This is a genomic window from Alishewanella tabrizica (genome assembly GCF_014652375.1).
In the GTDB taxonomy this organism is placed as follows: domain Bacteria; phylum Pseudomonadota; class Gammaproteobacteria; order Enterobacterales; family Alteromonadaceae; genus Alishewanella; species Alishewanella tabrizica.
In genome coordinates this window covers 103,673-117,337 of the sequence record NZ_BMYR01000003.1, presented here as the reverse complement: position 1 = coordinate 117,337, position 13,665 = coordinate 103,673, and the positions used below count along the sequence as shown (strand labels likewise).

Sequence of the window (13,665 nt, the reverse complement as noted above, 5' to 3'; positions counted from 1 at the left end):
ACGACACTTGTTACTGTTTTATTTAAAAATTATTTAACTGCGCTTAGTCTTTGTTGACACTCAGTCTTGGTTGGCGCTTAGTCTTGGTTGGTACTAAGCGATTTTGTGTCATGCTCTGGCCATGACAAACGTGCTTCAACATGGGTAGACTGGCTTAGCAATAAAAACGACCAACCATGGCGCTCACACAACCGCTGCACAATCCCTAACCCCAGCCCATAACCATGTGTTGACACGGTTTCTGTTCGCAAACACTGCGTTGTATCGTCATTACTTACCGGGTTTATAATGATCAGCTCGTTCGGTTTAATACATACGGTGATGGGCTCTTGCCCATCGAGGGTGTATTCAAACGCATTGCGTACCAGATTATTCACTGCAATCGAAAAAGCCTGCGCATGACCACAGATTTCTGGGGCAGCGAGTTCATCAACCTGCACGGCAACACGCTTGCCATCGAGCAAAAAGCGTTGCTGCTCTATGGCCTTATTAACCTGAGGCCACACTAAAAACACCTCATTATCAACACCGTCGTTAGCCTCGCGAGCAAGACACAAAAACAGCTCAATCGTCGTTTTTATGTCAAGTGTTGCCCGTTTTATGCGATCTAAGGCCTTAACATCGTTCGTGCTTAACGCACTGTGTTCAAGTAACTCCAGTGCACCCATTATTACCGTGACAGGGGTGCGCAATTCATGGCTAACAGAATCGGTAAACTCGCGCTCTCTGGCAATAAAAGCACTGATACGCTGAAGTGTTTTCTCTATGGTTTCAGCCAGCACGCCTACTTCATTATCGCCAAACTGATTCGCACTAATGCGTTTAGCATCCTCAGTCGACAACTTCGCTAAATCGATGTCGGCAACAATGTGCGCAAGCTGGGCGACCGGCGCGATAACTCTACCCATCACCATCATACCCAGCACAAAGCCCAGCATGCCAAGGGTGCCGACAACACCAGCAATAAGCAGGAACCACCAGCCATCCTCAGATGACGCAGCTTCAATGCCAGCAACATCGAACACGACAAAGGCGCGGCGCTGGGCGTTATCTACTGAAAAAACTGCAACGTGCAATTCCTCAGGTTCAAATTCGTATATACCCTCATCAGGGTGCGTTTGCGCCCATACTTGTAGCGACTCAGGCAAGCTTGCAATATCGTCGTATCCACGAATATCGGCTGTTAATTCGGGGTAGTGTTCAACGGCTCGCTGCAACTGATTCACCACAACGCGATCTTCACTTAATTTTATGGCGGCAAAAAAAGCAAAGCCCCACAGCACGCTAAGTAAGGTCATACACAGTGCAAAAGCAAAGGCAACGCGCTTGCGTAAACTGCGCCGATTCATCGTTAATCAACCTCGCTTATGCGGTATCCAATGCGATGCACTGTGTGGATCAGCGGCTTATCAAAGGGGCGGTCAATAACTTGCCTTAGCTTATAAAGATGCGATCGCAGCGCATCACCGTCGGGTGGCTCATCAGCCCATAATAAGGTTTCCAACGTGTCGCGTGTGACAACCGATGGCGATTGCTCTAGTAATCGTTGTAGTAGTATTAGGCCCGCCGGAGTAAGATCGATGGGCTTCCCTGCACGATGCACCTGCAATGTGGCTTTATCCATCGTGAGATCAGCAACTGTTATTACGTTATCGGTTCGGCCGTGGCTGCGTTTGTTCAACGCCTGTAATCGGACATGCAGTTCTTGCAAGGCGAACGGCTTCACTAAATAATCATCGGCCCCCGCCGCAAAACCTCTTAGCTTATCGTCTAAGGTTTCTCTAGCCGTAAGCATCAGTATCGGCGTACTTAATTTGGCTTCTGTACGCAGCTGTTCACAAACACGTAAGCCATCTACCCCGGGGAGTTTTAGATCCAGCACAATCACATCAAAGTGCCCAGCTTGCGCCATGTGCAACGCAGAAATACCGTTATAGGCAAAATCCACGATATAGTTATGTTTTGCCAGATAAGCTGCAATGTTCTCGCAAATATCGCGGTTATCTTCAACAACTAACACGCTTATTGTTGCAGTACCAAGCGTAGTCACCATCTGCGGTTCCTTATTGGTTTACCTAAGGTAATGCCCTTATCAGCCAATTGATGGCTCGGTTTGGCTGCCAGTTTTAATTTGACCGACATACTCGCATTATTACTGGCCGTGTGCACACTCATGTGGCGCGTCTTATCACAATCAACACTACATCATTTCACTACACGAGTAAGATTAGCAGAGAGAATGTCACCAAAATGTCGCCGTCTGGTGAAAATAGCAATGAAGTCACCCTTTACTGGCTAAGTACATGGCTGTTTCACCGAAAGCGCAACGGTAAAAGGTGAAGGCGGTAAGTGTCATGGACTTGCGGCCAATTAAGCTTGTCTTAAGGTGTATGAACAGTTAATGGTTGACAGTTCTTAGTCGCTTTGTAAATGTGCATGCCTATTTAAGATGTCTTCTGCTTTCTTTATTAAGGGCATTTGTGCAGGCAACAATAAAATCGTTCAAGCTAGGCTGGAAATTATGGTTGCTGCCGTTAGCTCTGCTACTGATAGTGATCATACTGTGGTTAGCTCGTGCAGATGAGGATCCATCTGTTAACCCTATCCCGCATCCAACCCCCCCATCCCAACATGATACTTCAATCAACATTGTGCCTGTGGCAGAGCAAATTGCTGAGAGAAAGAGCCTAGACTATGGTGAGATTGTTACAGACAGACAAAAACCCCATTCTCGCTTGCTAAGCATAGTACATAGGCCAAAATGGACATTAGAAAGTACGCTATTTGAACAACTTGACAGCTTAATACTAGCCGCTGAAAGCGGCGATAACGAGGCGGCTTATATACTGGGAATGAATCTGCGGCATTGTAGTTTTGCGCCGGTAGATGACGCGGGTTTACAAGAAAGACTGAAAGAGGCCTATCAGTTTAATAACTATGGCGCTGCAGTAACCGCTATTACCGCACGCTATGAGTTTTGTTTAGGTGTTGATAACGTGCAGCGTAGCCAGTTTTATACTTACCTAGCATTAGCGGCCAGTCGTGGTTTCGTCCCCGCTCAAGAAGCCATTGCAATGATAACGCCCGAGCAATATATGCAAGCAGAAGGCTATGACAGGCTTAATCGTAACGAGTACCTTACCCAACGCTCAGCCTTTGTAAAACAACAAGTGGAATTTTTGAGCTCTGCCGCACAGCACGGCAGCATCAAAGCGCTGATCAGGCTATCGCAACTGCATTACGCGCAAACGGTAGGCGAAGATGGTCGCTTACAAGCTTATGCGTTTAATCAAATCATTTTACACCTTACCGACGATAACGAGCTGTATAACCGCTATAGCTGGTTTCAGGAACAAGCGCAGTCAGTTTTTACACAAGAAGAAATGGCTGATGCAATTGATAAGGCAGAACAATGGCTAAAGATCATCACCACGAACGGGACCTTATATCTAGAGACTGACTAGGCATGACCAAATCGCTGACGATTAGAGAAAGAGCCCCCCGAGTTTAAACAGCAGGTGAAATAAACTAGATGTATCCCCTGTGGCACGAATAGATCTTCACTATGAGCGAAAAGCAGAGATTCAACCCCACGCAATAACCCTGATATAAATGTCTAGTTTTAACGCAAAACCGGTCATATTGTCCTTAATTAAGTGGCTGTAAGCATAACCTGTCTGAATCAATTTAAGAAATGGTGGTAAGGTCTTTTAAGCCCTACAGTGTCAACAATCTAGTGATTTACTGAAAATCTCAGTAATAACTGATAACACAGAGCTCGAAAGTCCAGTAAGCGGATACCGTGGACTGATCCAGAAACACAAGAAACTCACTTTGCGAAAATTTTTGTCAGTGTGGAAGGTTACGTCAGGCTTATTTTACCAGTTAATTTGATTATAAAAAAATAGCGTTTCGGTATTCCGAGCAGCTATCTCGGAAAACAGCTAAAAGTGATCTGATTCATCCGAAACATGCATGCTTCAACTTTCGATTAGTGGAAGATGCTTTCCTCACAGGCTTTGAGTAGTTTGCCAAAACTTGGTATTACACATCAAATTGAAATTATTAAATACTTCTTTAGTTTTGAGAGTATGAAAGAAACCAATCATCATAAAGTTGTAAATCAAAAGCTATAGGACCATTACGCTTTCTAATCATATCGAAGTTATGTTCATTTTCACTATAAGGTATGACAACAGGTTTATTGAAGCTATAGTTGTACTTAACTCCGCTACCTGCAAACCCTCTAACATAATAACCAACAACTAAACTACAACCATTAGATTCTGTAAATTTATAGTTGACAACGTAACCGCCGATTTCTTTTAATAAAATATCTAACTCGCCAATTCTATCATGCTCTTTTATCTTTTTAGGACTATAACTATAAGAAGAATCTGTATAACTGAATGCTTGTTTTTTTTTACCAAGATTGCACGAGAGCTCAGCAAGCTCATTAAAGTAATGGTTATTTTTATAAAAGTTTGTTTTAGCTTCTTCAATTGTTGGCTGACTATCACATGCAACAAAAAATGATGCCAAAATAAGGATTAAGAAAAATCTCATATTTTTACTTCTCAGTTAAGTTAATAGTCTGGACTTCCCAGCTTTTACTAGACAGTTAGAGTTCAAAATTTTCTGCTGCTTCCAAAGCATCGAGCACATTAATCCGCGAATAGGTTAGGATTTGATTAAAATTATTGTGCAAGTTAAAGTCGTCGAACACATTTGGTATTTGCTAAAGCAATGACCGCTTTGCAATGTATAACAGTCATTTCTTTTTGTATCTGGAAATGTCTGCAATTGACACAAAGCACCTATAGAACAAAGCACTTTATGCCATCTATCAAGCCTGCTAGCAGTGGTTACTGCTCAACAATACTGCCCTGCCACCCAGCCAGACGCCCACGCCCATTGGAAGTTATAGCCGCCTAACCAACCGGTTACGTCGACCACTTCACCAATAAAATACAGGCCGAGTTGGTTTTTTGCTTCCATGGTTTTGGAGGAAAGGCCGTTGGTATCTACGCCGCCTAACGTGACTTCGGCGGTGCGGTATCCCTCGGTGCCATTGGGTTTAAAAATATACTGGCTTAAGGCTTGGTCAAGTCGCTCAATATTTTTGGCATTAAGCGCTTTTAGCGGTTGGTTTGGAAATACCTGTAGCTCTAGCAATTTTTCAACTAAACGTTTAGGTAAGATTTTCGCTAACGCGGTTTTCAGCTCTTGGGCTGGATGTTGTTGCTGCTGTTCGGTTAAAAATTCACTGATGTTCTGTTCTGGCGCGAGGTTAATTATAAGTGCATCGCCAGGTTGCCAGTAATTAGAAATTTGCAGCACCGCCGGGCCACTTAAGCCACGGTGGGTAAAGAGCATATCTTCCGGGAAAACCACATCATTGGCTTCTGCCGTTACTGGCAATGACACGCCGCTAATCTCTTCAAATACCGCTTTATCGCTGGGTTGCCAGGTTAGTGGCACTAAGCCAGCACGCACCGGCAGCACGTTTAAGCCAAATTGCTCGGCAAGTTGAAAACCAAAAGCAGTGGCACCTAAGTTGGGCAAACTTAAGCCACCACAGGCCACCACCAGGCTTTGACATTGTCGGGTAAGTTGCGGCGTGACGACCTGATACTGATCATCGGCAAATCTTACTTCGGTGATCTCTTGCTGAAGCGCAATTTGCACGCCAGCTTTATCGCATTCTTGTTGCAACATATCGACAATATCTTTGGCGCTGTTATCGCAAAATAGCTGCCCCAGTGCTTTTTCATGATAAGGAATGCCATATTGTTGTACCAGCGCAATAAAATCCCACTGGGTATAACGGCTTAATGCCGATTTACAAAAATGCCGGTTTTCCGAAAGATAATTAGCCGGGCTGGCATAAATATTCGTGAAATTACAGCGGCCACCGCCCGACATCAGAATTTTCCGGCCAATACGTTTGCCGTTATCCAGCACTAAGGTTTTACGACCTCGCTTAGCCGCTTCAATAGCACAAAACAAACCCGCCGCACCGGCACCTATAACAATAACATCCCACTGCTGCATCTTAAATTTGCTCTGTTGTGGCTAACGGCACGGCTGCCGCTAACGGCTGTTGATAGCCTTGTTGCAGGCTTTGCCAATCGGCTTCTTGCCAGTTAAATACCGCCAGCTTGCCCTTTTCTTTATTAAAGGAGCGTAATAGGCGTGCTAAATTTTGCTCAGTCCATTCCCCTGGGCTACGGCGGCTGCACTTATCAAAATCAATCAGCCACACTTTGCCACTGGCATCGAGCATTATATTGCGGCAATTGAGATCCGAGTGATACACCCCAAGCTGATGCATTTGCGCAATGGCTGCACCTACTGCTTGCCACTCGCTTTGAGTTATAGCGCGCTGCTGTAATATTGCCGCTAAATCTTTGCTATCGGGAATTAGCTCAATCAATAAGTCGGCGCGGTAAATCAGGCCACTCCGCTGATAACTAGCAGCAACGGGACGCGGCACGGCTAAGCCTTGTGCACGCATCCAGCTTAATAATTGGTATTCCTGCATGGCGCGGCTTTGCGTTACAGGTTGCAGCCAGAATTGATCGTGTAGCACCTTGCCCACTAAACCACCACGGTAATAGTGCCTTAGCACCAGCTTATGCTCGCCATGCTGAACAAAATAGGCGGTATTGCGGCCGGTAGAGCTGCCAATAACAGCTTGCTGCTGTTGCCACCATGCGCTTTGAAAATGCTGGGGGCGAATGTCGCTGAAAAATTCCGGATCAAACCAGTAATGCGCGCCATGCTGTTGGCTTTGCTGATAACCAGCGTGTTGCAGCTTTGCAGCAGCGGTTGAAATATCATGTGTAGACATGCGACGTCCTGTTAAAAGTGAATCTATTGTAGCTAGCGTGCGGGCTGTAGCACCCTGCTGCTGCAAGAAAAAGTGCTGAGCGCGTTGCCCCTGCGCCGCACGAGCACTGGCATCGGCCAATAACAGATGGCAATTACTTAATAACGCCTGATTGTTGGCAACCAGCGCTACCGCCTGCTGTTGCTGTAATTGCCGATAAGCCTCTTTAAAATTAAAAATATGTGGCCCGCTTTGTACCGCTTTGGCAAAGCAGATAGCCTCCAGCGGATTATGACCGCCCCGCTCAATTAAGCTGCCGCCAATAAACACCAAATCGGCCAATTGATACCAGGCCAGTAGCTCGCCCATAGAATCACCTAAGGCAACATCAGCATGGATATCTGCCACGCTCGGTGTTGCTCCGGTAGTATCTTCAGCACCGTAAGTTAGCGGTATGCTACTGCGTCGCCATAAACTTAAACCTGCATGCTGAACTAACTCGGCCACAGGCTCAAAACGCTCTGGATGACGCGGCACAAGCATTAGTAATAAGGCGGGAAACTGTGTTTTTAATTGCTGATAACATGCAATAAGCTGTTCGTCTTCGCCAGCATGCGTACTGGCAGCTACCCACACTAAACGTTTAGCAAACGCAGATTGAAATTGGTTAAGCAAGCCTGTCATGGTAGCAGGAATGGCCAGCTCAAATTTAAGGTTCCCCGTTACCGATATGGCACCACGATAACCTAAGGCATGAAAGCGCCTGCGGCTAGCATGGTCTTGTGTAAGTAAGCAGGTGATGTTTTGCAAAAGGGGCTTGCTGAATGCTGCAAAGCGGCGATACCCTTTAGCCGAACGCGCCGATAAACGGGCATTTACCACCACAACAGGAACACCCCGCTTCGCGCACGCAGCTAATAAGTTAGGCCATAACTCGGTTTCAAGAATAATCAGCAGCTCGGGTTTAAGCACGGTTAGAAACCGCCTAACAGCGCCGGGATAATCCAACGGTAGATAACAATGCTGCACACTGCTCCCTAAGCGACGTTGAATAGCGGCAGACCCCGTGGGTGTCGTGCAGGTCACGGTTATCGTTTTTGCTGGATACTGCTGTTGCAATTGCTGAATCAGTGGCGTGGCGGCAATCACCTCACCGACCGACACCGCATGCACCACAATACTGCCAGGTTTTAGCTGTGTTGATTTTAAACCAATAGCAAACCGCTCTAGCAAACGCTGCCGATAAGCGGGATCTTTGCGCGATCGCCACAGAAAATACACTACGATAAGAGGAAGTGCAGTATAAAGTAGTAATGAATAGACAAGTATTATCAACGCGGTTAATCACCTAAAACCATTTGTCATAAGGCTATTAGCAGCAGACTTTAGCCAAAAGAGTAATTAGTATAACATGACATATTATTTGGTGCTGTGCCCACCTAGCCTGCTAATTTAAGAAACCCTACGATGAAAATTGTACACATCATTTTGACTCATAGTTTTGCTGGTAGCGAACGCTATGCCGTTGAGCTCGCAAATTTACAAGCTGAGCACCATGACGTTACCCTGATCTTACATAAACGCGGCGCTGAAGATCGGCCTAATGCTATCGCGCATCGCGTTTCTCACAAGGTAAAGGTAGTACAGGTTGCTGGTTTTAAATGGCTGGCCATTTACCGTGCTCGCCAATTATTGCGCCAGTTGCAGCCTGATGTAGCACATGCCCATTTAAGTGCGGCGTGTAGAGTACTTCATGGGATAAAAGGCCTATGTTTACGTGTTGCCACCTTACATATTCATTATAAAAAACAACAACACGCCAATTTAGACGCACTTATTGCTATCGCGCCATGGCAACTGGCAGCGATCCCTGCACATTTAAAACCGTATAGTACGCAGCTTGATAATTGGTCTCTTGCTCGACCAGCAGCGCCAAATGCTCGCCAGCGCTTGCGCCAGCAATATGGTATTGCAGAAAATGAGATTGTATTTGGTACGTTAGGGCGAGTGGAGCAAAGCAAAGGGCAAGATGTGCTGTTACAGGCGTTTTTGCAAGCTGCGATCCCGAATAGTCGTTTAGTGATTGTTGGTGAAGGTAAAAGCTGGCAGGCGCTACGCAACAGTGCGCCAGCAAGTGTCATCATGCCTGGCTTTAGCACCTGCCCGCAAGATTGGCTGGCCTGTTTTGATGTGTTTGTGAGTGCCGCGCAAACAGAACCTTTTGGTTTAGTTTTTTTAGAAGCGATGCATGCCGGTTTACCTATCGTGGCAACGGCATCAGAAGGCGCAAAATATTTACAACCGCACTTTGCTACCCCATTAGCGCCGCTAAATGATCCTGCACAATTAGCACAATGTTTACAGCAACAGCAGCATGATATTGCAAAACGACACTATGCTATGGCGCAATTTGATCCCAGCACCAAAGTGGCTGAGGTTTTACATTTTTATCAGCAACAACTTAAGGCGCAGCAGAAGCCCATGCATAAAACGTAAAAACCTTATCTATACAATACAAAACCGCGCATTTCGCGCGGTTTTGTATTTAAAGTGCACAACATTCTATGCCAAGGCTATTACCGCCATAAATCGGCTACCCACTGCACTGGCATTACCCGGCGATACCATTTACCGCTTACGCCGGCAATCGCATCTGGCGGATTAGGCTTACCATGAAAGGCGACTATTTTAGCCCCTTTGGGAATGGTAGCGGGTTTAAACCAGCACATTAAGGCGCCAGGTAAGCAATGGCGTTTAAAACTCACGCACCAGCCTTCAGGCCAATATTGCAATTTGCCTTGTTTAGACAGATTTTGCGTAACAAATTCCTGTTCATTGCGCACCTTAGCCAACTCGCGTTCTTTGTGGTTTTTCAATAAATCAATTAAGTCGCTGTGCGCACCAATGTCGTAGCGGTATACCGAGGTATTACCGGTGTCATCTGATTTGTCCCACTCTTTAATCACATAAAACTCGCCCTTGGGCTGGAAGAAACAATCGATATTATCGACAATAACCACATCCAAATCGATAAAGAGTGTTGGGCCAGTTAAATCATACAGTGGATCGGCAAAGCTGGTCACTTTCAACCAGCCATGACCAAAGGTCCAAGGTTGGCGCTCATCAAAGTCTTTAAAACCTACCGCTGGAATATCTTTTACCTCAATGTGGCTATCAATGCCTACCGTGTCATCGGTTAAACAAATAAAGCGAAAGGGCAAGGTCAGATTACGACTCACCATGGCATGTAGTTTGTTAACGTATTCAGGGCCATACTTTTTGCCCCACTTAATACACAGCACATTTACTGTAGTCATAAAATCCTCTATTGCAGACGGCACTTTGGGTCAGTTCTGAGCCCAATAGGCAAAAATGGTTCGCGAAAAACGCGTTTTTTCTTCGTTACGGACAATAATACCTGTTCAGGGCGCGCTTGACACAATATTTTCAAATTTTGTCTTTTGCTGTGTTAAGCCGGTTGCAGTGATGATCTGCTTCTAAAATGCTGCTAGCATGGTTTGATATTATGTTTATTCAATTAGCAGTTATTTGATGGACCAGACAATCTCTTTATCACTTATTGTCCCTTTTTATAATGTTGGCGAAAACTTTGTCCCTTTACTGGCGTCGTTAGAACAGCAGTTATTGCCAGGGGTAGAAGCCGTGCTGATTTGTGATGGCGCTACCGATGATAGCCTTGCGATAGCCCAGCAACATATCGCAGCGTCTCAAGCGCCGTTTCGCTATCAACTTATTGTGCAGGCGAATGCGGGCGTTAGTGCCGCCAGAAACAGCGGGATTCAACATGCACGGGGTCAGTATATTGGATTTGTTGATGCCGATGATGTCTTGCTCGATGATTATAGCGAAAACGTGTTAGGGGTTATCAGCAAGCATCAACCTGATTTAATTGAAATTGGTTATAAGCGCTTTCGATCGCTGGCAGATTTACCACACAGTAAAGCGCGCTATTTACATCGCTATAGCGGCTTACAGCCGTGTCGCCAGGTGGCACTTACCGTGTTTAAAGCCAATCGTTGGTTTTCAGTATTACGCTTTTATCGCAAAGATAAGATCCCTCACTTTGCTTTTCCATTGGGCGTCGGTTTTTGCGAGGACCTTATTGCGATTCCTGCATTGTATCAGTACGCGCAAACAGTATTTTGTATTAAAAAACCTTTGTATGGCTACAGAGAACATGCGGCCAGTGCCACGTTTAATGTAAAACCGGCTTCGCTACAGGCGCTAAAAAGCTTTAGTAGCGAACTGGCTAATCAACAACACTATGCTGCGTTACCCTCACAATGGTGCGGTATCTTGCAATTTAATTTGGCCTATTTATTACTTAAACTGCATAAAACAACACAGCAACAAGAGGCGCTTTCACCAGCGTTTTTAGGGTATATACGAAAACTCGCGCTAACCCATTGGCTAACACCGGGGTTATCGATACGTAAAAAATGGCGCTTAACCTTTCCGGGAAGCGTCTATCGCCCGAATAAATCCGAGTAGTATTTTCATGTGCTATGATTTCGGACTCTATCCGTGCACTTTATCCTTGCACTTTAGCTATGCAGTTTAGCCGTGCAGTTTGGTTGTGCATGATGACTGTGCGTCTTAGGGGTGTTCTAACATTAGCACTTATAAATAGGCCACATAATCCTGTTTTGAATAGCAAATGGGGCTATAGTCACCCGCGACTTAGCCCCACCATATGACGACAACGTCTATCGTCGTGTAACACTATCGTTTATAGCGCAGCTAAGATGATCTCAGCTTTGCTTACTTCAAACGTCTTTGGCGGCTCGATATTTAATAAACTAACCACACCATCTTCAACCACCATGGCATAACGCTGTGAGCGCACACCACCAAAATCTGCAGTCTCCATGGTCAGGCCAATGGCTTTATGAAAGCTAGCACCGCCATCGGCTAAAAAGGTAATTTCTTCAGCGTTTTGGCTATCTGCCCAGGCTTTCATCACAAACGCATCATTTACCGCAGTACACACTATAGTATCTACACCCTTGGCTTTAATTTGATCGGCCAATGCGATATAACCAGGTAAATGTGCCGCTGAACAGGTGGGCGTGAAGGCACCCGGTACAGCAAAAAGCACCACTTTTTTACCAGCAAAAACATCGCTAGTTGTCGGGTTTTTCATACCGTCTGCCGTTAATTGTGAAAACGTGACTTCGGGTAATTTATCGCCTACTTTAATCATGAGCATGTATCCTTATTGGGTTAGTGTTTGAATCTTGATTCGTACTCAGTACTCTTTAATCTGTACTCTTTAATCTGTAATTTTTATAAGCACTTAAGCGTACTTCGCTTATTTAATGGCTTGCTTTATATAAACATCAAAACGATTATTTTTACCTTTCACCACCAATTGCGGTGTAACGCCCGCTAGAACATCAGCATATCCAGGACGTTTAACCACAACCCGGTAGCTGGCTAACGCTAGCGCAGCGGGAAGTAATGCATCCGCATCCGTATCGTTCCCGACAACATCATGAAAAGCGCGCATTTCTTTTTTGACCAAGGCCGATTTTTCTCGGGGTGGGAACATCGGATCCAAATAGACCACATCGGCTGCTGGCAGTTCAGTCAGTGCGGTAGACGCGGCAGAAAAACATAATTGCATCCGCTCAGCAAGTTCGGCAGTGGCGGGGAGCAATGCTGCACGTCGTAACCCGTCATGCAATAGTGCCGCAACCAACGGATTGCGCTCAACCAAGGTGACACTCGCCCCTAAATTAGCCATCACCAACGCATCTCGGCCAAGGCCTGCGGTAGCATCTATAATACGTAAATCGCGTTTTTTGTTTAACCCACATGCTTTGGCAATAGCTTCATCTTTACCACCACCAAATTGCCGACGATAATTGGCTGCACCACTGGCAAAATCGACCAGAATATCGCCCTGCTTGGGCAAGTCAGTATGGCGTAATACCAATTGCTGCGTGGCCCAGGCTAGGTGCCAACCGGAAGGACGTTCGGTTGCGGGATCTAATCCAAAACGCTGGATCAAGTGGTCAGCATAGTCTGTGGGAAGACCATCAAGCCAAAGCGTAGCAACGCTCATTGCTGCATCCCTACGCTATTTTCACCTACGCTGTATGAGATGATTTGGCTGATCTCTTGCAAACTACGACCCGATTCTTGTTGCCACCGGTTAAATTGCTGCTGGATCTGTTGCTGGCTGCGCTTGCTGTTAATCCCACCGTCAAACACGCCATACGCTTTTAAGTAAGCTTCAACATCCTGCGTCAGTAAAAAGGTATCTTTACCCATCGCACGCAATGCATAAGGCCCTGTGTTACCGCCAAGCCGTGCACCGTGTTTTTTTAAATATGCCCACAGCCCAATAATGTCGTTAGTGGGCCAATTGGCAATAAACTTAGCAAAACTGCCATGCTCACGTTGCACATGGTAAATCATTAAGGCATTGTCGCGAATGGTAAATACTTTACTTAAATTTCGGATAATGCGGGGATCTTGTGCTTTTTGCTCGAGCATTTCGTCACTAAGCAGCAACATCTTTTCAATGTCAAAATCAAAAAACACCTCACAAAAACTAGGCCATTTTTGCCTTACTACGCGCCATACAAAACCAGATTGAAAGACTTTTTTTGTTAGCTCAGCCAATAATATATTGTCTGCAACGGCAGCCAAGGTTGCCACCGGTAAAGGTTTACTCACTAAGGCAGCCAACGCCGCTGGCCCACCTTTCCGTGCTTCTGCACGCTGTAAAATTGCCGAAAACGTTTCCACTTGCCCCACTTGTGGTCTCCCTTACAAAAACGGGGCCCTTATAGCCCCGTTTATCA

The 13,665-nt window shown here is 45.7% G+C and carries 12 protein-coding genes; 3 read left to right on the top strand and 9 right to left on the bottom strand.

Features of this window, described 5'->3' with window-relative positions:
- Nucleotides 1–77: 77 nt before the first annotated feature.
- Nucleotides 78–1,349, bottom strand: a complete 1,272-nt coding sequence (locus IE070_RS04565) for a sensor histidine kinase (RefSeq protein ID WP_189480941.1) — start codon at nucleotides 1,347–1,349, stop codon at nucleotides 78–80.
- Nucleotides 1,350–1,351: 2 nt separating this feature from the next.
- On the bottom strand, nucleotides 1,352–2,053 hold the full coding sequence (locus IE070_RS04560) for a response regulator transcription factor (protein WP_444541859.1): 702 nt from the start codon (nucleotides 2,051–2,053) through the stop codon (nucleotides 1,352–1,354).
- A gap of 427 nt (nucleotides 2,054–2,480) precedes the next feature.
- Between IE070_RS04560 and IE070_RS04555 the strand changes: the two genes are divergently transcribed.
- Nucleotides 2,481–3,464, top strand: a complete 984-nt coding sequence (locus tag IE070_RS04555; protein ID WP_189480939.1) for a hypothetical protein — start codon at nucleotides 2,481–2,483, stop codon at nucleotides 3,462–3,464.
- 613 nt (nucleotides 3,465–4,077) lie between these two features.
- Here the strand turns inward: IE070_RS04555 and IE070_RS04550 are convergent.
- From IE070_RS04550 to waaA, 3 genes are all read right to left on the bottom strand, one after another.
- Entirely contained in the window at nucleotides 4,078–4,566 is a 489-nt protein-coding gene (locus IE070_RS04550) for a hypothetical protein (RefSeq protein WP_189480938.1), read from the bottom strand.
- Nucleotides 4,567–4,872: 306 nt separating this feature from the next.
- Complete coding sequence (locus tag IE070_RS04545; RefSeq protein ID WP_189480936.1) at nucleotides 4,873–6,054, bottom strand: BaiN/RdsA family NAD(P)/FAD-dependent oxidoreductase; 1,182 nt, start codon at nucleotides 6,052–6,054, stop codon at nucleotides 4,873–4,875.
- Nucleotide 6,055: 1 nt separating this feature from the next.
- On the bottom strand, nucleotides 6,056–8,167 hold the full coding sequence (gene waaA, locus IE070_RS04540; RefSeq protein WP_189480934.1) for a lipid IV(A) 3-deoxy-D-manno-octulosonic acid transferase: 2,112 nt from the start codon (nucleotides 8,165–8,167) through the stop codon (nucleotides 6,056–6,058).
- 132 nt (nucleotides 8,168–8,299) lie between these two features.
- Here waaA and IE070_RS04535 point away from each other — a divergent pair, with 132 nt between their 5' ends.
- The gene (locus tag IE070_RS04535) at nucleotides 8,300–9,328 is read left to right on the top strand and encodes a glycosyltransferase (protein ID WP_189480932.1); all 1,029 of its coding nucleotides are present in this window, start codon (nucleotides 8,300–8,302) and stop codon (nucleotides 9,326–9,328) included.
- 80 nt (nucleotides 9,329–9,408) lie between these two features.
- Here the strand turns inward: IE070_RS04535 and IE070_RS04530 are convergent, their stop codons facing one another.
- Complete coding sequence (locus IE070_RS04530; RefSeq protein ID WP_189480930.1) at nucleotides 9,409–10,149, bottom strand: glycosyltransferase; 741 nt, start codon at nucleotides 10,147–10,149, stop codon at nucleotides 9,409–9,411.
- 235 nt (nucleotides 10,150–10,384) lie between these two features.
- Between IE070_RS04530 and IE070_RS04525 the strand changes: the two genes are divergently transcribed.
- Nucleotides 10,385–11,344, top strand: coding sequence for a glycosyltransferase family 2 protein (locus IE070_RS04525; protein ID WP_189480928.1), 960 nt, complete (start codon nucleotides 10,385–10,387; stop codon nucleotides 11,342–11,344).
- A gap of 238 nt (nucleotides 11,345–11,582) precedes the next feature.
- Here the strand turns inward: IE070_RS04525 and IE070_RS04520 are convergent, their stop codons facing one another.
- The 3 genes from IE070_RS04520 to IE070_RS04510 all read right to left on the bottom strand — a co-directional run bounded on the left by IE070_RS04520 (nucleotide 11,583) and on the right by IE070_RS04510 (nucleotide 13,618).
- Entirely contained in the window at nucleotides 11,583–12,056 is a 474-nt protein-coding gene (locus tag IE070_RS04520) for a peroxiredoxin (RefSeq protein ID WP_189480926.1), read from the bottom strand.
- A gap of 108 nt (nucleotides 12,057–12,164) precedes the next feature.
- Nucleotides 12,165–12,920, bottom strand: coding sequence for a class I SAM-dependent methyltransferase (locus tag IE070_RS04515; RefSeq protein ID WP_189480923.1), 756 nt, complete (start codon nucleotides 12,918–12,920; stop codon nucleotides 12,165–12,167).
- On the bottom strand, nucleotides 12,917–13,618 hold the full coding sequence (locus tag IE070_RS04510; protein ID WP_189480921.1) for a DNA-3-methyladenine glycosylase I: 702 nt from the start codon (nucleotides 13,616–13,618) through the stop codon (nucleotides 12,917–12,919). Before IE070_RS04510 ends, IE070_RS04515 begins: the two co-directional genes overlap by 4 nt.
- Between the last annotated feature and the right edge of the window lie 47 nt (nucleotides 13,619–13,665).

What these genes read in the sequence shown, in the direction of transcription:
- IE070_RS04520 (WP_189480926.1), bottom strand. Translation starts at nt 12,056, where the DNA reads ATGATTAAAGTAGGCGATAAATTACCCGAAGTCACGTTTTCACAATTA.
- IE070_RS04515 (WP_189480923.1), bottom strand. Translation starts at nt 12,920, where the DNA reads ATGAGCGTTGCTACGCTTTGGCTTGATGGTCTTCCCACAGACTATGCT.
- IE070_RS04545 (WP_189480936.1), bottom strand. Translation starts at nt 6,054, where the DNA reads ATGCAGCAGTGGGATGTTATTGTTATAGGTGCCGGTGCGGCGGGTTTG.
- IE070_RS04535 (WP_189480932.1), top strand. Translation starts at nt 8,300, where the DNA reads ATGAAAATTGTACACATCATTTTGACTCATAGTTTTGCTGGTAGCGAA.
- IE070_RS04550 (WP_189480938.1), bottom strand. Translation starts at nt 4,566, where the DNA reads ATGAGATTTTTCTTAATCCTTATTTTGGCATCATTTTTTGTTGCATGT.
- IE070_RS04530 (WP_189480930.1), bottom strand. Translation starts at nt 10,149, where the DNA reads ATGACTACAGTAAATGTGCTGTGTATTAAGTGGGGCAAAAAGTATGGC.
- IE070_RS04565 (WP_189480941.1), bottom strand. Translation starts at nt 1,349, where the DNA reads ATGAATCGGCGCAGTTTACGCAAGCGCGTTGCCTTTGCTTTTGCACTG.
- IE070_RS04560 (WP_444541859.1), bottom strand. Translation starts at nt 2,053, where the DNA reads ATGGTGACTACGCTTGGTACTGCAACAATAAGCGTGTTAGTTGTTGAA.
- IE070_RS04525 (WP_189480928.1), top strand. Translation starts at nt 10,385, where the DNA reads ATGGACCAGACAATCTCTTTATCACTTATTGTCCCTTTTTATAATGTT.